Here is an 18925-nt window from a genome sequence, read left to right as displayed (position 1 = left end):
ATTTTACTCGCATGCGTGTATAAAAATACGTTATAAACCGCATTTTAATGCGGCAAACTGCATGCAAATATTGACAATACAAAAGTCAAGGCACCTAGCATTGCCAGCTTTACGCATAGCGGAAAAGCATTAGCATAATCACTATTAGAAACCGCGCATATTAGCAAATGTGCTTTCTTAATAAACACATAGGTAATCAATAATAACAGAATGCAAGAAACAATAAACACACCTTTATTAAGCAATCCGCTATTTAACGTGCAAACAATTTTATACGGATTACCAATATTTAAAATTACGCCTATAAATCGCGTATAAAACACGTATAACAGCACATATGCAGATTGCAAAATCACCAGAAAACCAACAACGCAAGAAAATACAACACTACCCTTGCGCTTTCCAAGCAACGCCATTGCTGTGATTTTTTTATGACGTATGTCACTTTCTGCGTCTCGCAAATTGTTAATCATCATAAGACAAGCAGAAAATCCACCTGGAATAAAAGATAATAAAACGCAAAATGCGATTTGACTTACGCTAGCTAACGCAATTGAATCTTTAGAAAAACCACTTGCATAAAAAAGCGCGCACAATGTTCCTAAAAACGCAACTGGCCCAAAGAACAAAAACGCACTAAACTCTCCCCAACCGCAGTATCCATATGGATGTGATCCTCCAGCATAAAACCACGCTGCAATCAAGCAGACTAAGCCAAGAGGAATAAACAGCCAAACACCACTTTTAATAGTAATAATCAAGCCAAAAATGCATGATATTAAAGCAGATATTCCAACAGCATACAGCACTGATTTTGGCTTAATACCAGCGTCTGCAAGCCTCCAAGACACATCGCATAATGCTTTACCATCTGCACTCAGTTCTCGCTTAGATCTTTGATTATCTAGCCCGCGCAAACCGTCGCAATAATCGTTTGCATAGTTTACGGAAATTTGCATAAAAGCAGCAACGCCTATGCATAACAGCGATTGAATAACAAAATTTTCAATATTGTATGGTTTAACAAGTATTTGCCCACTAAACAAATATCTTGCAAAAATCGAAATTGCCATAACAACTGGCACAATTCCAATCGGAAGCGTATAAAGTCTTGCACCTTTAATCCAAAACTTAATATTAGTCATTAAAAATCGCCTAAATTCTAGAATTCTTTAACTTATTCTAGATTAGTTTAGACTATTTTAGATTATTTGTGGAGCAAACGTAGACGCAAGAATTGGCAAAGCAATCATTAACGCAGACACAACAAGAAGAACAAATCCACGCCATCCAAAAGAATACTTTTTAAAGGAGGATTTTCTAGTGCGCAAATAGAACCCACGCTCTTCTGCAGCCAGCGCACAACTATCTGCTTTACGAACAGACAAAACCAAAAGAGGCACAATCAAAGGCATCATAAGCTTAATCTTTTTAAAAGGATTTTTAGTATCAAACTCCACTCCTCTAGCCATTTGCGCTTGCGTAATTTGAGACATTTCGTACGCAAAAATAGGAACAAATCGCACAGCAGTAGTGATTGTAAAAGCATAGCAATACGGAATGTGGAAGTATTGAACAACTGCATTAGCTAAATCGTTTAGTTTTGTAATGCTAAGAACGCTTACAAGAGGCAATGCAAAGCAAAACAGCCTTAAAGACGCCCGCAATGCAACAGAAATGCCCTTTGTGCTAAACCATAAGAACATGTAGTTTCCACCTTGGGCAATAACTGTTTGCAAAAAGAACATTACAACGCCAAGAATAAGCATTGCGCGCACAAGAGGAAACAGCGTTTTAAGAATTCCAGCCATAGCCATACCAGCAAGAATAAGAGCTGCAATAACAACAAGAACAGTAAATTGTTGAGCTATAAAAGCAGAAACAACAACACTTATAGCCAGTATGAGTTTTGCAATAGGATTTGCTTTGTGAAGTAAAGTTGAACCTTCGTTATAAGTTAAGATTTTAGTTTGCATAATTCACACCTTGCTTTACAAATTGCAACTCTTTTTAAGAGCATTAACCAGCATATCCCTTTTATATAAGCCTCTGCATGCACTAAAACCGTGTTCCACTAATCCTTTAGACACAGCGCATAAAAGCGGAGCACATAATGCAGCTTCTTTGCAAATGGCGTTGTTTTCAAAAACGCAACTTATGCTGCCGTCTTCTAAAATTTTGCCATCGTTTACTACGATTAAACGCGTTGCAAAGTCAAGAACCACTTCCATATCGTGGCAAACCATTATTACACAGCAACCGTGGTCTCTAAGGTCTTCTACAACTTGCATAATGCGCAAGCATTCCATGTAGTCTAAGCCACACGTTGGCTCGTCTAAAACAAGAATCTTAGGATTTGTTACAACAGTTGCAGCCAAAGCCACCATTTGACGCTGACCTCTAGAAAGCATAAATGGGCTTGCACTAGGATTTAGATTTAGCTTTTTAATCACCTGCATTGCATGATCATTAGCTTCTTTAACAGATTCGCCTAGAAGAATGCAACTAAACGCAACTTCTTCTAAAACAGTGTCTTTGCAAAGCTGACGGTCTGGATTCTGGAAAAGCGTAGAAACATAGTGAGCAATCTGGCTAATCTTCATATTGCTAGTGTCTTTGCCGTCAATAAAAATGCTGCCGCTGCTGGCCTTAAGCAAACCATTGATTAGCTTAGTAACAGTTGTTTTTCCAGCACCATTTCTTCCAACAAGCGTTACAAGCTCCCCAGCATAAGCTTCAAAAGATACATCTTTTAAAGCATTAACGCCACTAGGGTAGGAAAAACTGACGTTTTTGAGCGAAAGGCACGGAGAAGAGTTTTGTTTGGAGACTTGTTTGGAGACTTGAGATTCATTGGAAAAGTCGCAAGCAGCCGAGCATTCAGCATCTGCACATTCGCCATCCGCACAATCAATATTTGAATCTTTACTATTAAAATTGCTGCCATTAATCGTATTAACAATAGTATTTACTGTATCTTCTACAGACACAGGCAAATCACTTTTAGCGCAAATATTTTCACGCTGCAAGTCGTTAACCAAATGCGTAGTGCGTGGATAATTTATTCCAATAGAATAAAGCAAATCCATACTTTTCAACGCTTGGCTAACAGGCAAATCAAGCGACAAAGTGCCGTTAGAAAGCACAACTAAACGCTTGCAATACTCGCTTAAAAGCGCCACTTTTTGCTCAATTACAACAACCGTTATTCCAAAATTCTTGTTTAAATCTTTAAGAATCGAAAAAATCATTCTAGAAGAAACAGGGTCTAAAGCACACGTAGGCTCATCTAACACCATAACTTTAGGCTTTAGCGCAAGAATAGCAGCAATCGCAACCTTCTGCTTTTGGCCGCCAGAAAGAGTGTCTAAATCGCGGTTACGCAGATCGCTAATGCCAACAATTTGCAAAGCTTCATCTATTCGACTTGGTATTTCGCTATGTGCAACGCCAAAGTTTTCTAGCCCAAAAAGAATCTCATCTTCTACGTTTGCAGCCACCATCTGTGCATCAATATCTTGAATAACAGATCCAATTAAACAAGCTATATTAGTTAAAGCAAGATTATTAGTGTCTTGACCAGCAATTTTAACGCTTCCAGAAAGTTCGCCAGAATAATGATGCGGAATAGCTCCAGAAAAAAGCGAAGCTAACGTTGTTTTACCAGACCCAGAAGGCCCGATTATTCCAACAAATTCGCCAGATTCTATGCTAAGACTTACATCTTTTAAAGCAAAAGCGGAATTTTGCGCCTTTGAAGAATTGAAAGAATCATCCTTATTACGATTCGCATACTTAAAAGATACTTCTTTTAATTCCAGCAAAGGCACAATAATTCCTAACTCTTAAAACCAATAAATTGATTACTAATTATTGATTAGTATCTAACGATTATATAATTTACCAAATATTCCTAACACATATTGCGTAACACAAACTATGCTACTTGTGCAAAACGAGTCGGATTGGAGTGTAAAGAACTTCAACAACAACAGCATTAAACACAGCAGTTCCCAAAATGATTGGAAGCATAACAAGAACAGTGTTTGGAGAATGAAGAATAAAGAAGGATGCGATTGTTGCAAAAATCATTCCAGAAATAACAGTTGCAATAAACGTAGAAATAAATGGGAACACGCTAAACTTTCTAGCAGCATCCTTAGGGAAAGCTTTTAAGTATCCCATAAGCATTAACGTCATAATGATTGCTGCTGGAATATCGCAAGCATATTCAAGACCAGGAATTGAAGTGTTAAATTGAATCAATGTAGCAGCCAAAGCACCAATAATCGCGCCCTGAATAACATTTGGTCGAACAAGCAAAATAGACAAGCAGAACGATGCAATAACAAATTCTGGCTGAATGTTTCCAATTGAAAGAGACTTTGCAACCGTAAAGTCAAGAATGCATCCTGCTGCAAAAAGAACAGCCACCAGCACCAAAGACGTAATATCTAAAGCGTGCTTTTTAACATTTACACCCTTAAGCAAAGTCGCTGCCTGATTAATCTCTGGTTCTACAGATGCTTCATTTGCGTTAGCTACATCTTGCTGTGCATTCTGATTAAATTCCTGATTCATGATTTTCTCCTTTACGTAATTTTTACGTTATCTATTTTCAACAATTTTGTTTTATAAATTGTTATTGGTTTTAGATTGTTTAGATTGTTTAGATTGTTTTAGATTTGGATTAAACCCAAATGGATTTTGGCTTAGGGATATAAAAAAGACCCCTAGGTTTACCCTAGAGGTCTTTTATAAGCCTAAACAAGCAGCTTCTAAAACTTTAGAGTAAACTACGCCAAAGAGAAGTCTGCCACCACCACATACGAGCAGCATCAAAAGAAGAACGAGCTTGAACATTCATGTTACGCATGATAGCCGCCTCCTTAAATACTTTAGCTGCAAAAGCTAAATGCCTATGTGGTCAATCACAAACCTAACACCGTAAAATTTACGATATGTGTTTGTGTTGTGTTCGATGCTAACACTATAAAAGTACAAATGCAAACAAAAAGATAAAATTAGCAAAAAATCACACAAAATGCGTAAAAATATCCCCGCTTAAATCCGCAAAATTCCAGGCAAAACGCCGTAAACGAATAAAACAAGCAGAACAAGCTTCTTGAGCTTTTGCAAAAGATTAGAAAAAACAACCCCAATCCCTAGCAACGTGTATACTTTCACGAGTTATGGGCTCGTAGCTCAGTGGATAGAGCGTCTGCCTCCGGAGCAGAAGGCCGTGGGTTCAAATCCCATCGAGCCCACGTTTTGCGTTGATTAATTTCCACCAAGAAACGCAAAAGTACCATAGTAAACAGCTGCGATTAATGCAATTGCAGGAATAATTAAGCATCCAGCCATAAACACATAATCGCGCTTATTTACATAGCTTATACGTGCATGAGATCTTGGATTTTCCCCTCCAAAACCGCGAGCTTGCATTGCTGTTGCCAAAGTACTAGACCTACGAATCGAAAGAACAAGCAGCGCAAAAGCTTGAGGCATAAATGCGCGAATCTTACTATCGTCTCCAAGACCGCGAGATCTTCTAGAAGCGGTAAGAGCCGCCCAATCATCTTGCAAAACGCTAAAAAGCCTCATTCCTGCTAATCCGCCATAAACAAACTTATCTGGCAAGTGCATAACTTGACTAAAAGCATCTGCTAAATCGGTAGCATCAATGCCAATAACCGTAACGATTGCAGGAACACCAATCGCCAAAATACGAATAAACGTTGCAATTGCAAGAGTTGTGGAGTGTTCGCTTACTTGAATAATTCCCCAATTAAAGAAGATTTCGCCGCCAGGCTTACCGTACAACCACACAGCCAGAGCAGACCCAGGCGCACCAACCCAAACAGGCCAAGATTGCTTAATAACGCGCCAAGGATTCATTCCAACAATCCATAAAATTACAAACTCTAGAACAAGTGCAATAGACGAAGAAAGCCAATCTAGAGTAAATATAAGCGGAACAGAAAGCAAAAAAGCTCCAAGCATGCGGTAAACAGGGTTTAACGAAGCCAAAAATGGCGAGCAGCTTGCCGCTCTTTCTTGCTCATCGCGCTTATTTACCGCGCTAACCTTTATTCGCGATATATTGGTTGCACAAGTTGTAGAAGACAGAGCTTCGGAAGAATCGCAAACTGCGGCTGCTGGCGATTCTTGTAAATCGTCTAAATCGTCTAAATCGCCTAAATCGCCAGAATCACTATTCTTAGCATTGTTAACTGGCAAAAGTTCAACCAAACGCGCGCCAAGAGCGTCTACTAGCTCTTTATCGTGAGTAACAACAATAACGCTAACGCCGTCTGCCCTAAGACTTGCAATCAGCTTTATAATTTGCATCCAAGTTTTTCGATCTTGGCCAAAAGTTGGCTCATCTAAAATCAAAACTCTTGGAGCTGCTGCCAAAGACGCTGCAACTGTGAGCCTTCGCTTTTCTCCTCCAGAAAGAGTGTACGGATTTGCGTTGGCGTATCTAAGCAATCGGAATCGTTCTAGAAGCTCTTGAGCCTTAGAACGAGCGTCTTCCTCGCTCATGCCTGTTCTAATAGGTCCTAACATAACCTCTTCTAAAACAGTTCCGCACGCAAATTGATGTTCTGGATTTTGAAAAACATACGAAATTCTTTTAGCAAGTTCAGTTGACTTCCATTTTATAGGATCACTTGAGTCTAAATCTTTACAAAGATCCTCGCTTGCTACGACTTCACCTTCTAGAGATGGAATTAATCCTGCCAGAGTTAGCGATAAAGTAGATTTTCCAGCACCGTTTGCACCAACCAAAGCCGTTATTTGGCCAGAATTAAACTCAAGATTAATGTTTTTGGCTATTGGAGTATCCGTATGACTAATCGCAAGGTTTTTTGTAGATAAAACTACTTTTCCATCTCCTACAGAAGGGTCGCAATCAGGCTCTCCGTTAACGTGAATCCTAGTTATATTGCGATTTTTTGGATCCTTGTACTTGTCTGGAAGCCATATTCCAAGATCTTCAAAGTCAAGATCCTTGCGATTAAACACCTGGTCTGGAGTGCCATCAGCTACGATTATTGTTTTAGCGCTCTCGCCTCTTGCAATATCGTCATCGTGAACAAAAGTTTCACCTTTATTGCTGCCGCCATTTTTGTTGTTATCAAGCCCAAGAACAATTACTCGGTCTATTAAATCAATCCAAGGCTGAGCATGATGTTCTACAAGAACCATTGTTGCATGAGTATTATCAAGCACCTTTTTAACGGCTGCAACGATTTGCTCAACGCCGTCTGGATCAAGATTTGCTGTAGGCTCGTCTAAAAGAAGAACACTAGGCTTCATTGCCAGCGCGCCAGCAAGAGCCAATCGCTGCATTTGACCACCGCTTAAATGCGCTGTAGAGCGATGAAGTTGCAAACCATCTAAGCCAACCTCTTTAAGACTTTCGTCAACAATATTCCAGATTTCTTTACGTGGAACATTCATATTTTCTGGCCCAAATGCAACGTTATCGCCTAAACGTTGAAAAATCGCTTGCGCTTCTGGGTCTTGCAAAACTAAGCCAACGCGTCCGCGAGCCTTATGAACTGGTACATCGTCTACAAATACTGCACCTTCACTCACTCCGCCATCTTCGTCTTCTACTAAAACATTCTGCTTTAAAGAAGACTGGCTTGAAGAAGATTGATTGTTTTTAACGTTTGAATTGGATTTAAGAATAATATCGCTGCCTATTAATCCAGCAGCGCCTTCGAGAATAGTAGACTTGCCTATGCCCGATGCTCCTAGTAGCAAAACTCTTTGCCCTGCTTCAATAGTTAGGTTCAAACCACGAACAGCAAACGCCTTGCGAGAGGCATGACGATAACCCCAATTCTCAAAACGCAACTGAGCAGCACTAAAAGCCGATGGAAGGAAAGTTTCAGCTTTATGCTGTTTGGTTTCGTTCAAAACCTGCGTTTTAAATGCATCGGGCATAGCAAATCCTTTATGGCAATGATTTTTAGGCAGGGGAAAAACTGATCTCCGTGCGCCAGCATTATCTGGATTCACGTTCAAGCGGTTTCTCTCAGCTTTACGAATTACGCAAAGCACCCGTGTCGACTGAAAATTTTACGGCACTGTGTAGACTCGCGCACAAAATCAACGTGTTCGCGCGCTTTGTGCGCAAGCCAAAATTTATAACACTACTTCACTACTTAGCTAAGCGACTAAGCAGCAAAGCTTCCGTTACAATATTCGATTCCAAGCCAGAAAGAGAAATCGACTCGTTTGGGCTATGAGCATTAGACTTTGGATCTTCTGGACCCGTAACCAAAACCTGTGCTTTAGGGAAGATTCGTTGCAATTCTGGAATAAATGGAATCGAACCACCTTCGCCCTTGTTAATAGGGTCTACACCAAAAGCGTCCTTCATAGAAGCGAGCGCATCTTTAGTTGCAATTGCATTTGGATCCATAGCCCAACCCATGCCATTGTCTAGAGGCTCTACAGTTACTTGCGCGCCAAACGGAGCGTTTGCAACTAGAAAATCACTCAACGCTTTTTGTGCAGCCTCAGGGCGCTGGCAAGGCGCAGTTCTAAGCGAAAGTCGCAAGCGTGTTTCGTGAGCAATAACGTTAAAGCTTTCCTCTACTGGATGCGCGTCCATTCCAATAACAGTCAAACTTGGCTTAGTCCACATTCGTGCAGCAAGCGAGCCAGTTCCTGCAAGCTTATAAGAATCCACTACCGAAGAATCGGCTCTAACTTGCGATTCGTCTAAATCGCGTTGCAAGCCGCCAACAGGCTCTTGCGATTCAATTCCAGGCACATCCAAATCGCCGTCTTTATTGTAAAGAGAAGCAATCAGCATTGAAGCGAGCGTGTAGGCGTCTAAAATAGGTCCACCAAACTGACCAGAGTGAACTTGATGACCAAGAACCTTAACCTTAACGTCTACAGTAGTGTTTCCGCGCAAGCTAGTTGTAAGGCTTGGAATTTCGGCAGACCAATTGCCAGAATCCGCAACAATAATCACATCGGATTCAAACTCAGCTTTGTGAGATTCAATAAACGGAATAAAGCTTGGAGAGCCCATCTCCTCTTCGCCTTCAATAAACACCTTAATGTTTACGCCTAAATCTTCGCTTAAAGCACGCAAAGCGCCGTAGTGAATGGCAATTCCGCCACCATCGTCCGCGCTACCGCGACCGTACAATCGCCCATCTATCTCGGTTCCTTTAAAAGGATCTGTGTTCCACTCGCTTGCATCTGGAACAGGCTGAACATCGTGATGAGCGTAAAGCAAAACTGTTGGAGCATTTGGGTTTACTATACGAGATCCAACAACCTCAAATGCGCCTGGAGTACCGTCTGGATTCTTGGACTGTTCAACTCGAGCATCAACACCAACTTCGCGCAATACTCCAGCCACGTATTGCGCCGAAGCGCGCATATGATCTCCAGTAATGCCTTTAGCAGAAACAGCTCCAAGCTCTATCTTTTTACTAAGAACAGATATAACATCGTTCCACGCAGCGCTAACACGATTCTTAACGTCTTCCACATTAAGATTAGCCATACAAATCTCCTTAAAACAAATAGCCAAAACAACTGCTCAAGCAATTAACTACTATCTAACCACTATCACACTATTAACAACATTAATATTAACAACATTAACAGCCAGCAAAATCTATGGAACGCGTCTAGTCTGTTGGGTAATCTGCAAACATGACATGGAATCCATTCGTAAAAAAAGATGCTGATAATAATGCGCAAAATGGCAATCAATCAGCAGCCAATGAAAATAGCGAGAATAAAGCAGAAAACAATGCAAAATCTCGCACAAAAAATGCGCCAACTCCTAAAAGGAACGAGGCTGCAGCGCAAAATCTTAGGCCGCTTGTGCCAAAAGACCGCAAAGCTAGCGCAAAGGCTGCACGCGCCAGAATTCGCCAGCGCGAAAATGAACAGTATGACGCTATGAAAAATGGCGATTTAGCGCATATGCCAAAGTCGGAGCAACTTCCATGGAGAGTGTATATTCGCGATTACGTAGACGCACGCTTTAATGTTGGAGAATTTTTTGTTCCGTTTGCAATCGTAATTATGATTTGCATCTTCTTTACACAAAACTTCTTGTCTACTAAGTATATTGTTCTTTATTTTGCGCTTGCGATTATTCTTTACGCGTATCTTTTTGCTGCGATTATTGACGTTTTAATAATGTGGCGCAAACTTAGAAAAGAACTTGTTAAGAAGTACGGCCAGGCGGCTGTTGCTAAAAGCTCTAGGTCGGCAATGTATGCCTGCAGTCGCGCAATACAAATGCGTAGGTGGAGGTTACCAAAGCCAAGCACACCAAAACGCGGAAACTGGCCAAAGTAAAGCGCTAGTATACCAACAAAGATATGATTTATAGCAATGTGTGTTTGTAGCATGCTGCTTAAGTAATAGCGGCACAAACGTGGTACAAGCCTTGCAATAAGCACAAAACAAAAATAACGCGAATATCGTATAGGGGATAAACGCAAAATGGCAAACGAAAAGTCAAAGAATACTAAGAAATCGGGCATGATTTCACAGATTATGCGCATTTACAAGTACACGCATACAGACGATAAGCAGCTTCCACTTTGGCTTGGATTGGCTTTTGCAGCCCCTGTAGTTCTGTGCGTTATAGCTGGCGTTATTTTGCGCTGGTCCATTTTTACATGGATTATGATGGTTGTAACAGCGCTTATGCTGGGGCTTTTGCTTTTTACGGTTGTTTTAACAAAGCGCGCAGATAAAGTTGGATACGCAAAACTAGAAGGCAAGCCTGGAGCTGCCGCTGGAATTCTAAGCGCAATCAATAAGGGCGGTTTTACATTCCCACAGCAGCCAGTTTGGGTTGATCCTCGCACAAAAGATGCTATTTGGCGCGGAACTGGCTTTAACGGAATCTTTCTTGTTGGAGAAGGCAATTACGAAAGACTAAGCCAAGCTATGAATCGCCAGGAGCATGCAATTAAAAGCGTTACAGCTGGGTCTAGTATACCTGTGTACCGTATTTGCGTTGGAAACGGACAAAATCAAATTAAGCTTAGAGATTTAAGAACCACAGTTTTAAAGTCTAAAACTTTAATTCCTACAAATCATAAGTTTGCTCCTCTTGCAGCAATTCACCCAAACCGCAGATTCTTCCTTACTAAAACGGAGCTTGCGATTCTAAACGACCGCTTGCGCACTTTGCAAGGAAAGCTAGGATTTGGAATTCCAAAGGGAATTGACCCTACGCACACGCCACGCGTGAGCCGCAGAGCTTTAAGAGGAAAATAAATCCTATTATTCTCGCGTTATGTGCGCTTCTACCCAATCAACAATGTACGGAGCGCACTCTTCTACTTGATCCATTGCAATCTCAAACTCTTTAGGGCCTCCATACCAAGGATCCGCCAAATCTAAAGCAGCTTCGCGCCCAGCTTGTGGCTTTGGCAACTGTGGATCAAAAGACCTGTACATGTGTACAAGACCACGCTTTTGCGGCGGAATAATCCTAAGTAAAGATTGCATATGCGAAGCCGTCATTGGAAGAAAAAGATTCGTCTCTTCTATTTCGTCTCGCTCAATCCTATGCGCAAAATGGCTTAATGGCAAAGAATATCCCCTACTTTTAAGCTCTCTTTGCGCACGCGGATCAATAGGATTTCCGTATTCTTCATCGCTTACTCCGCATGATTTTACAGCAACAACATCGCTTAATCCCCTAAGCTTAAACTCGTTGCGCAAAACAATTTCTGCCATTGGAGACCTGCAAATATTTCCCGTACAAACCGTCATAACAACATACGGATGCTTAGCGTCTACGTGAATTTTGTTTAAAGATTCCATACATATCCTTAATCTGGCTTATTTCTTAGATTTAACTGGCTTATACACCATAAACTTATATTTTGCATTAAATTGATTTGCGCCAACTTTTATAGGCGATTCCTGCCAATCGTCATCGCGCGCTATAGTCCACAATCCATCATCTACAAGTTTTTGAATGTTTGGAGCAAACGTATCTGCTTCTACTCTAGTATCAATCTGAGTTACGTAGGCAGCGTCAACGATTTTTGAATTAATCACTTCTTTAAAGATTGCTCCGCCGCCAATAATCCAAATTGCTCTGCCATCTTTTGGCAAATCCGAAGAATCTACAAGCTCAATAGGATTATCTTCAATCCACTTTTTTGCGTAGCAGATTGCATCTTGTATATTTGTAAAGCTTTTCGCTCCATTTGGATTAAAATCTGGATTCCTAGAAACAACAATATTTTCGCGACCAGGAAGAGGCCTAAATTTTTCTGGCGTAGCATCCCAAGTTCCCCTACCCATTATTACTGGGCAAGAGATTGTCATTGCCTTAAAATAGCGCAAATCTGGGGAAAGCCTCCAAGGCATGCCACCATTAACACCCATTGCGCCTGCTAGGCCTTGCAAATCGTATGCCTGACCCCAAATTAAACGCACAGGAATATTGCTAGTCACAGTATTGCTAATCACAGTATTGCTAGTCATAAAACTCCTACGTAAATCTACTAATCAATTACTAAATAAAGCAAACAGTTAAAAGTCACACTGCTACAGGAGCTTTAATCGTAGGATGATGCTTATAATCAACAACCTTAAAATCGCTATAGTCGTAGCTAAAAATAGAATCAGCTTTATTAATTTCTAGCTTAGGATACGGGTACGGCTCTCGCGAAAGCTGCTCAAGCACTTGCTCTACGTGATTGTCGTAAATATGGCAATCGCCGCCCGTCCAAACAAACTCTCCTGGCTCAAGGCCTGCCTGCTGAGCCATCATCATTGTTAAAAGCGAGTAAGAGGCAATGTTGAATGGCACGCCAAGGAACATATCACAAGAACGCTGATAAAGCTGGCAAGAGAGCTTGCCATCGGCAACGTAGAACTGGAAAAGCGAGTGGCATGGAGGCAAAGCCATATTCTCTACTTCCGCAGGATTCCAGGCGCTAACAATCATTCTTCTAGAATCAGGATGATTTTTAATAAGATCCATAACGTTTGCAATCTGGTCGATTGTTCGATTTGGATTTTGCTCTGTTGGAGCTGGCCAACTACGCCATTGAACGCCGTAAACAGGGCCTAAATCGCCGTTTTCATCTGCCCACTCATCCCAAATATGCACACCGTTTTCTTGCAACCAACGCACATTGCTGGAACCTTTAAGGAACCAAAGAAGCTCGTATGCAAGCCCCTTAAAGAACACGGTTTTTGTTGTTATAAGCGGAAAACTCTTGCTTAAGTCAAAGCGAATTTGCTGACCAAAAAGAGATATTGTTCCCGTGCCAGTGCGATCCGATTTTAACGTTCCTTCCATAAAGATTTTTCTAACTAAATCTTCGTAAGGAGTAGGAATATTGGATACTGGTTTTTGCGGCACGCGCGCGCGCAAATCTGCAAGTTCTTGTTGAGTTAAAGCCATACGTTTATTCTAGCATTAGCTAAATTCAACACCACCAATGTATGTGCAAATAACTGTATATCTTTATATAATTGTTTTATCTAAACACAACAACTGCAAAGGAGCAAAAATGGCTAGAAGAATATGGGTTGAGCGATTAGAAGACGGCTCTTGGATTGCAAAAAGCGAAGACGGAGCAACTTTGGAATTTGGCAAAGGCGAAGGACAATTCTCGCCTGTTGAGCTAATGCAAATAGCGCTAGCAGGATGCACGGCTTTAAGTAGCCAATATGCAGTTGAACACGCGATTGGAGAGGGAAAAGGCGCGCGCGTAGTTGTAAATGGCACTTACGACCCCGAAGAAGGAACTTACTTAAGATTCCAAGAAGACTTAACAGTAGACGCCACAAACGCAAAACCTGCGCTAACAAGCGAAGATGCACAAGCGCTAAAAGAACGCATGGAAAAGCATATTAGCAAGGGTTGCACAGTTAAGCACACGCTTGAGCGCGGAGCTGTTGTACAAGTTAGCGTAAATATTCGGCATTAATGGGAAGATTGGCGCCAGCACTTTTAGAGCGCGGAAAAACAACCAGCAACCTAGCGTCAAGAAAACGCCACTAAAGTGGCAAAAAATAACGATTTGTGGCACAATGCTAAACACAATGCTACACTTTTAAGGTTGTTAGAGCTATTTATGTAATCGGAGGAAACTTTGAAAATCGCTATTTTTACGGAAACGTATCCACCATACATAAACGGCGTAGCAACACAATCCTACATGCTTAAAAAAATGTACGAGGAACTTGGGCATGAGGTTCTTGTTGTTACGGTTGGCTCCGAAAAACAGCGTAAAACAAAGCTCGTAGACGGCGTTGTGTACGTTCCGGGTATTCTTTTAAAAAAGCTCTACAAATATAGGGTTGCGATTCCAATTGGAAATATGCGCAAAAAATTCCCGATTAACTTTAAGCCAGACATTATTCATATTCAAAACGAGTTCGGCATTGGAGAAATCGGCCTAGAAGTGGCCAAAAAAGAGCATATTCCAGTTGTGTACACGCTACACACCGAATACGATAAATTCCTGTTTTACATTGGCTTAAAGCATTTTACCGAGTTTTCGAGGAATATTTCGGCAAAATATTTTACGCGATTTTCTAAAAACGCAACAATTATTACAAGCATGTCTTCTAAGGCTCAGGCTTATATTGACCGCCAAAAAGTTGACAAAAAGGTTGTTGTTCTTAGCAATGCCGTTGAATACAAAAAATTCTTGCCTACGCCAGAACGAATTGCTTTTAGAGAAGAATTCCGTAAAAAATACGGTATTGCAGATTCTACAAAGTTGTTTGTTTTTGTTGGAAGAATTGGCGCAGAAAAGAACATTAGCGAGTTAATTGACAACTTTATGTACTGCGATTTTCCACGCGATTTGGCTCGATTGGTTGTTATTGGCGGAGGCCCTGATTTAGATGACTTGCGCAATAAGGTGGCAAGCAAAGGTTTTGAAGATAGAATCTACCTTCTAGGGCCTATTGACCACACGCAAATTCCTAAGTATTTGCACGCAATGGACTACTACACCACCGCTTCTTTATCGGAGATGCATTCGCTTTCTATGCTGGAGGCAATGGCCTCTGGCTTATTTGCGCTTGTTAAGCACGACGCTCCTAACGAAAATCAGATTATTAGTGGCAAAAATGGCTATCAGTGGGATTCTAAAGAAGATTTTAAGCAAGTGTTTAGCCGCGTTCTTAATATGAGCCAAGAAGAGCAAGCAAAGCTAAAAGAAAATGTTCTTGAATACTCAAAGAACAATGATTTTAAAAAGCAAGCTCAAGAATTAATTAAGATTTATCAGCGCGCAATTAGCATTAATAATCAAGAAATGGCTAAAAAGCGTGCTGCTCGCGAGGCAAGACGAGCACGATTCTTGCTTAAGAAAAACTAAAAGCATATTAACAATACAAGCTTGAAAAAATCGCGTATAAAACACAATTAGTGCCTTATACGCGATTTATGTTTTAGCGCTTAGCGTTACTACTCTAGTGAAGCGGATCGATTGTTTGCTCAATCTGCTTAGCTTCTTCTACACCAGCCTTTGGAACATCAACTTTATGAACGCCATTAATAGAGTCAATAGGCGCCGCGTTGCTACTAGCAATAGCCTGCTGAGCCACTTGCGCTGCGCTTAGCTCCACATACTTGCGTGGAACAACATACACTGGCCTAGACGAATGCTGAAGCAAACCTTGGCTAATGGAGCCAAGAAGCAAACCAGTAAATCCGCCCCTGCCCCTAGAGCCAACAACAACCAAATCGTTGTTTAAGCTGGCTTGAGTCAAAGCGTTTACAGCAGATCCTGGAACCACGGAACGATGAATCTTTAGGTTTGGCAAACGCTGCAAAATCGGCTTTACGCGCTCATCAAGATCTTCCATATAAGATCCCATAACTGCCGTATCTCCCTCAGCACCCTGAACGCTAGGAACAGCGGAGATAACGTCTAACTGAGCATTCCAGCTATCTGCCAAGTCGGCAGCAATCTCAAGCGCTTTTAAGCCCCACTTAGATTCATCGGAGCCAACTGCAATCTTAGAAATCTTATTGTTCAAGTGAATTCTCTGACCATCATCGTCGGTGTATGGAACAACAACAATTGGGCAATAGGCATAAGCTGGTAGCGAAGAACTTGTTGTGCCAAGCAAACGCTCTGCTAATCCACCTTTTCCGCGGTTTCCAATAACAATAAGCTGATAGTTTCTAGAAAGCTCCACAAACACGGAAGAAGGGTCTCCCGTAACAATAAGAGTTGTTGCGTCAACACCCTGCTCTAAAGCTACGGCTTTGGCTCTAGATAAAATCTCTTGCGCGTCTTGATGAGCAACGTTATCGTCTCCAATGGCGGTATAAGTTGCATCAAAAGACACAGCCGCATAACTTGGCAAAGAATATGCGCAAACAATTTGAAGCTGCAATCCAGCGTGCTTAGCGTAGTTGGATGCCCACCAAACAGCCTTATAGCTTGCATGAGAACCATCAACGCCTACAAGAACAGCTTTTTCTTGTGTAATAACATTCTGTGTCATCTAGATCCTCCTAGTATGCGCGAATTTTGCAACCTTTGCTTAAATACTACAATAGCCGTTTAATTGTTTTGAGTCTATTGCGACACAGCAGATTTACAATATAACAATATAAGATTAAACGTCACTTTTGCGCGCAAAAATAACTAGAAAACTCTGCGAATTGAGTAGGCAGATGTAAAGACGTAAGGAATAGGACTATACTTTGTTCCGCCGTATTGCGAATTAATAACCATTCCGTTGCCTACGTAAATAGCAGCATGAGTGCCATTTGCAATAATGTCTCCAGGAGCCGCCTGATCCAGGCTTGGAACAGCTGTGCCAACAGTTGCTTGCGCACCAGAAGTTCGAGGCAAAGAAATACCCATATTGGCAAAAACATACTTTACAAAGCCCGAGCAATCCCAACCAGCAGGAGTTGTTCCGCCAGAACGATAAGGAACTTTGTCTACAAATTGAGCGGCAAAATTAAGCATTGAAGAAACAGAAGAGCCATCTGGAGGAGCAACAAAATAATTTTGCGACATTCCTCTAACGCCAGAACGGCTTGCTGCAAAATCGTAATCGCCAGCATTAGCGGCATTACGTGCATTTTCTGCGGCCACTTCTTCGGCACTCTTAGTCTGAGGAACGTTCAAAGACTCAATACCACCCCAATGCGAATTAGAATCAACACTTGTAGAAGTGGATTCAGTAAGCAAATCTCGCTTAACAGAGGTGAGTTTAGGGAAAGAACGCGTAGAAGTAACAGCAGATTCTTTGGCAGAAGCATAAGCAAACGGAACCATAGTAGCAAGAAGCGTTACACATGCAGCGCCCGCAACTATAGAAGAAAAAATCTTATTTTGCTTAATATTTTGCTTAACCATCATTAGCGATGTTAACACATTAACAATACAAAGCGGCAAAAATCGCGCGATAAATCAACAAAAGTTGATGAATCTAATCTTTATACTAGTAAAGTTTTAAAAGCCATAGTGGCGAATTTAGTAGTGAATTTAGTAGTGAATTTAGTAGTGAATAAAATCAAAAGCAGAAACGTCTTTAGCACTAACAACTCTGGAATAAGTTCTACCATGATATTCAGCGCTAGATTCAGAGGTTTCTATAGAACCATCTTGATTAATCTTTTCTACAATTGCAACATGGCCATAATAGCGATTAACACCAGCCTGACCACGGCCAAACACCATAATGTCTCCAACGTGGCGAGGAGTACGATCAACCCAATAGCCGAGCTTACGAGCAGACCAGCCCCACATCCAGCCATCTCCCATATTGGAGCCAACAGGAAGACCTAACTGATGCCTGCGAATATAAACCCACCACGTGCATTGGCTGAATTCATAAGCGTTTCCAGAATCGCCAGAATCGTGATTTGGATTAAAGCCAGCTGGCAAAATCTTTGCGTCTGAATCCATAAAAACAGCAACATTTGGATTATTTGCTGCCGACTTAGACATTTCCGACACTTTAAAATCGGAGATGGAACCCAAATCCCACTTAGACTTATGAGAAGACTTAGTAGAAAACGCATTTAAATCGGATTCAAGACCAGCAACAGCACTACTAAAGTTTAAATACTTACTAGCGCGATCAATGCTCTCTCTAGCACTAGAACGAGATGCTGCTTGAGCAGAAGAATCGTCTACAAAACTTAAATTAGAAGAATAAGACTTAGAAGCCAAAGAATCCATATTATTAGGCTTGTTTAAAGTCATAGAAGTTAAAGCAGCTCCAACTAACGCAAACAAAGAAGCCGAAACAATCATACGATTCTTACGCTCTTTAGTAGCACGAGCCATTCTGCGCTGACGGCGTGTTAAAGGAACAGCAAATTCTTGTAAATCTACATTTTCCAAACCTACAACAGCGCCATTATTTGACAAAACTGCAGCAGCGCGATTTGTGGAAGAGGCATGCGAACCACGTACAGAAGCAAAAAGCATAAAAGGCGAACCAAACCGCCCCTTTGCTTTATTAGCGCCGTGCTCAGCATGCTTCATAAAAAATCGCTCCTAAAATCTTCTAAAGCGTATTCACAAATTTACACTTACAAACTTAAAGAATACAATGTGGTACGGATACAAAACACAGTACGCAATGCAATTCTTAAAATTGATATTGAACACGCAAAGATGTATGGTTAATCATATGAAGCTAGCACCGATTATTAATCCAGACGCACGCAGAGAAGCGCCAAAGCCGTTGCGCGTAGACTTGTGCAAAGCTTTTATGGCTGGAACAATTATTTGGCTAATAGCATCATTAATCACCGTTCTACTTGCGATTTTGCATTTTATACTGTGGTTTATTGCGGTGGTGTGCCTTAGCGGATTTGTAATTGGAATTTTGCTTTTAGTCTGGGAACACTTCGACCGCTGGGATTATAGAAGACTCGGAAAATAAGTCGCTTAAT

General features: G+C 41.2%; 17 protein-coding genes, 1 tRNA gene and 1 riboswitch. Of the genes, 6 read left to right on the top strand and 12 right to left on the bottom strand.

Features of this window, described 5'->3' with window-relative positions; all coding sequences use genetic code 11:
- Positions 1-44: 44 nt before the first annotated feature.
- The 4 genes from menA to HMPREF3216_RS05835 form a co-directional block, all read right to left on the bottom strand.
- Positions 45-1145, bottom strand: coding sequence for a 1,4-dihydroxy-2-naphthoate octaprenyltransferase (gene menA / locus HMPREF3216_RS05850; RefSeq protein ID WP_060787350.1), 1101 nt, complete (start codon positions 1143-1145; stop codon positions 45-47).
- Between the two features lie 57 nt (positions 1146-1202).
- Entirely contained in the window at positions 1203-1976 is a 774-nt protein-coding gene (locus tag HMPREF3216_RS05845; RefSeq protein WP_060787349.1) for an energy-coupling factor transporter transmembrane component T family protein, read from the bottom strand.
- A gap of 15 nt (positions 1977-1991) precedes the next feature.
- On the bottom strand, positions 1992-3830 hold the full coding sequence (locus HMPREF3216_RS05840; protein WP_060787348.1) for an ABC transporter ATP-binding protein: 1839 nt from the start codon (positions 3828-3830) through the stop codon (positions 1992-1994).
- Positions 3831-3942: 112 nt separating this feature from the next.
- Positions 3943-4581, bottom strand: coding sequence for a hypothetical protein (locus HMPREF3216_RS05835; protein ID WP_060787347.1), 639 nt, complete (start codon positions 4579-4581; stop codon positions 3943-3945).
- A gap of 613 nt (positions 4582-5194) precedes the next feature.
- Here HMPREF3216_RS05835 and HMPREF3216_RS05825 point away from each other — a divergent pair.
- Positions 5195-5267 (top strand) — tRNA-Arg (locus HMPREF3216_RS05825).
- A gap of 13 nt (positions 5268-5280) precedes the next feature.
- Here HMPREF3216_RS05825 and HMPREF3216_RS05820 read toward each other — a convergent pair.
- On the bottom strand, positions 5281-7959 hold the full coding sequence (locus HMPREF3216_RS05820; RefSeq protein ID WP_060787346.1) for an ATP-binding cassette domain-containing protein: 2679 nt from the start codon (positions 7957-7959) through the stop codon (positions 5281-5283).
- A 30-nt stretch (positions 7960-7989) separates the two neighbouring features.
- A riboswitch (TPP riboswitch) is annotated at positions 7990-8090 on the bottom strand.
- 86 nt (positions 8091-8176) lie between these two features.
- A complete protein-coding gene (locus HMPREF3216_RS05815; RefSeq protein WP_060787345.1) occupies positions 8177-9544 on the bottom strand; it encodes a dipeptidase in 1368 nt (455 codons plus the stop codon).
- 152 nt (positions 9545-9696) lie between these two features.
- Here HMPREF3216_RS05815 and HMPREF3216_RS05810 point away from each other — a divergent pair, with 152 nt between their 5' ends.
- Positions 9697-10353, top strand: coding sequence for a DUF3043 domain-containing protein (locus tag HMPREF3216_RS05810; RefSeq protein WP_060787344.1), 657 nt, complete (start codon positions 9697-9699; stop codon positions 10351-10353).
- A 147-nt stretch (positions 10354-10500) separates the two neighbouring features.
- Complete coding sequence (locus HMPREF3216_RS05805) at positions 10501-11286, top strand: DUF4191 domain-containing protein (protein WP_060787343.1); 786 nt, start codon at positions 10501-10503, stop codon at positions 11284-11286.
- A gap of 6 nt (positions 11287-11292) precedes the next feature.
- Here the strand turns inward: HMPREF3216_RS05805 and HMPREF3216_RS05800 are convergent, their stop codons facing one another.
- From HMPREF3216_RS05800 to HMPREF3216_RS05790, 3 genes are all read right to left on the bottom strand, one after another.
- Positions 11293-11838: a low molecular weight protein-tyrosine-phosphatase gene (locus tag HMPREF3216_RS05800; protein WP_060787342.1), complete on the bottom strand. Its 546-nt coding sequence runs from the start codon at positions 11836-11838 to the stop codon at positions 11293-11295.
- Positions 11839-11856: 18 nt separating this feature from the next.
- Positions 11857-12480, bottom strand: coding sequence for a dihydrofolate reductase (locus HMPREF3216_RS05795; RefSeq protein WP_060787383.1), 624 nt, complete (start codon positions 12478-12480; stop codon positions 11857-11859).
- Positions 12481-12565: 85 nt separating this feature from the next.
- Positions 12566-13438 carry a thymidylate synthase gene (locus HMPREF3216_RS05790; RefSeq protein WP_060787341.1) on the bottom strand — a complete coding sequence of 291 codons (873 nt, stop codon included), beginning with the start codon at positions 13436-13438 and terminating at the stop codon, positions 12566-12568.
- Between the two features lie 109 nt (positions 13439-13547).
- On the opposite strand from HMPREF3216_RS05790, the gene HMPREF3216_RS05785 reads away from it, so the two are divergent.
- Together HMPREF3216_RS05785 and HMPREF3216_RS05780 are read left to right on the top strand one after the other, a co-directional pair.
- Positions 13548-13967, top strand: coding sequence for an OsmC family protein (locus tag HMPREF3216_RS05785; protein WP_060787340.1), 420 nt, complete (start codon positions 13548-13550; stop codon positions 13965-13967).
- A 165-nt stretch (positions 13968-14132) separates the two neighbouring features.
- A complete protein-coding gene (locus HMPREF3216_RS05780) occupies positions 14133-15371 on the top strand; it encodes a glycosyltransferase (protein ID WP_060787339.1) in 1239 nt (412 codons plus the stop codon).
- 94 nt (positions 15372-15465) lie between these two features.
- Here HMPREF3216_RS05780 and HMPREF3216_RS05775 read toward each other — a convergent pair whose 3' ends face one another.
- The 3 genes from HMPREF3216_RS05775 to HMPREF3216_RS05765 all read right to left on the bottom strand — a co-directional run bounded on the left by HMPREF3216_RS05775 (position 15466) and on the right by HMPREF3216_RS05765 (position 18512).
- Complete coding sequence (locus HMPREF3216_RS05775) at positions 15466-16509, bottom strand: universal stress protein (protein ID WP_060787338.1); 1044 nt, start codon at positions 16507-16509, stop codon at positions 15466-15468.
- Positions 16510-16652: 143 nt separating this feature from the next.
- Positions 16653-17375, bottom strand: coding sequence for a C40 family peptidase (locus tag HMPREF3216_RS05770; protein ID WP_415689280.1), 723 nt, complete (start codon positions 17373-17375; stop codon positions 16653-16655).
- Positions 17376-17516: 141 nt separating this feature from the next.
- Positions 17517-18512, bottom strand: a complete 996-nt coding sequence (locus HMPREF3216_RS05765) for a CHAP domain-containing protein (protein ID WP_060787336.1) — start codon at positions 18510-18512, stop codon at positions 17517-17519.
- A gap of 148 nt (positions 18513-18660) precedes the next feature.
- On the opposite strand from HMPREF3216_RS05765, the gene HMPREF3216_RS05760 reads away from it, so the two are divergent.
- Complete coding sequence (locus HMPREF3216_RS05760) at positions 18661-18915, top strand: hypothetical protein (RefSeq protein ID WP_060787382.1); 255 nt, start codon at positions 18661-18663, stop codon at positions 18913-18915.
- Positions 18916-18925 lie beyond the last annotated feature (10 nt).

Source organism: Gardnerella vaginalis (genome assembly GCF_001546455.1).
Taxonomy (GTDB): Bacteria; Actinomycetota; Actinomycetes; order Actinomycetales; family Bifidobacteriaceae; genus Bifidobacterium; species Bifidobacterium vaginale_B.
This window is presented reverse-complemented; position numbering and strand designations above follow the sequence as displayed.

What these genes read in the sequence shown, in the direction of transcription:
- menA (WP_060787350.1), bottom strand. Translation starts at nt 1,145, where the DNA reads ATGACTAATATTAAGTTTTGGATTAAAGGTGCAAGACTTTATACGCTT.
- HMPREF3216_RS05845 (WP_060787349.1), bottom strand. Translation starts at nt 1,976, where the DNA reads ATGCAAACTAAAATCTTAACTTATAACGAAGGTTCAACTTTACTTCAC.
- HMPREF3216_RS05835 (WP_060787347.1), bottom strand. Translation starts at nt 4,581, where the DNA reads ATGAATCAGGAATTTAATCAGAATGCACAGCAAGATGTAGCTAACGCA.
- HMPREF3216_RS05820 (WP_060787346.1), bottom strand. Translation starts at nt 7,959, where the DNA reads ATGCCCGATGCATTTAAAACGCAGGTTTTGAACGAAACCAAACAGCAT.
- HMPREF3216_RS05815 (WP_060787345.1), bottom strand. Translation starts at nt 9,544, where the DNA reads ATGGCTAATCTTAATGTGGAAGACGTTAAGAATCGTGTTAGCGCTGCG.
- HMPREF3216_RS05810 (WP_060787344.1), top strand. Translation starts at nt 9,697, where the DNA reads ATGACATGGAATCCATTCGTAAAAAAAGATGCTGATAATAATGCGCAA.
- HMPREF3216_RS05805 (WP_060787343.1), top strand. Translation starts at nt 10,501, where the DNA reads ATGGCAAACGAAAAGTCAAAGAATACTAAGAAATCGGGCATGATTTCA.
- HMPREF3216_RS05800 (WP_060787342.1), bottom strand. Translation starts at nt 11,838, where the DNA reads ATGGAATCTTTAAACAAAATTCACGTAGACGCTAAGCATCCGTATGTT.
- HMPREF3216_RS05790 (WP_060787341.1), bottom strand. Translation starts at nt 13,438, where the DNA reads ATGGCTTTAACTCAACAAGAACTTGCAGATTTGCGCGCGCGCGTGCCG.
- HMPREF3216_RS05785 (WP_060787340.1), top strand. Translation starts at nt 13,548, where the DNA reads ATGGCTAGAAGAATATGGGTTGAGCGATTAGAAGACGGCTCTTGGATT.
- HMPREF3216_RS05775 (WP_060787338.1), bottom strand. Translation starts at nt 16,509, where the DNA reads ATGACACAGAATGTTATTACACAAGAAAAAGCTGTTCTTGTAGGCGTT.
- HMPREF3216_RS05770 (WP_415689280.1), bottom strand. Translation starts at nt 17,375, where the DNA reads ATGGTTAAGCAAAATATTAAGCAAAATAAGATTTTTTCTTCTATAGTT.
- HMPREF3216_RS05765 (WP_060787336.1), bottom strand. Translation starts at nt 18,512, where the DNA reads ATGAAGCATGCTGAGCACGGCGCTAATAAAGCAAAGGGGCGGTTTGGT.
- HMPREF3216_RS05760 (WP_060787382.1), top strand. Translation starts at nt 18,661, where the DNA reads ATGAAGCTAGCACCGATTATTAATCCAGACGCACGCAGAGAAGCGCCA.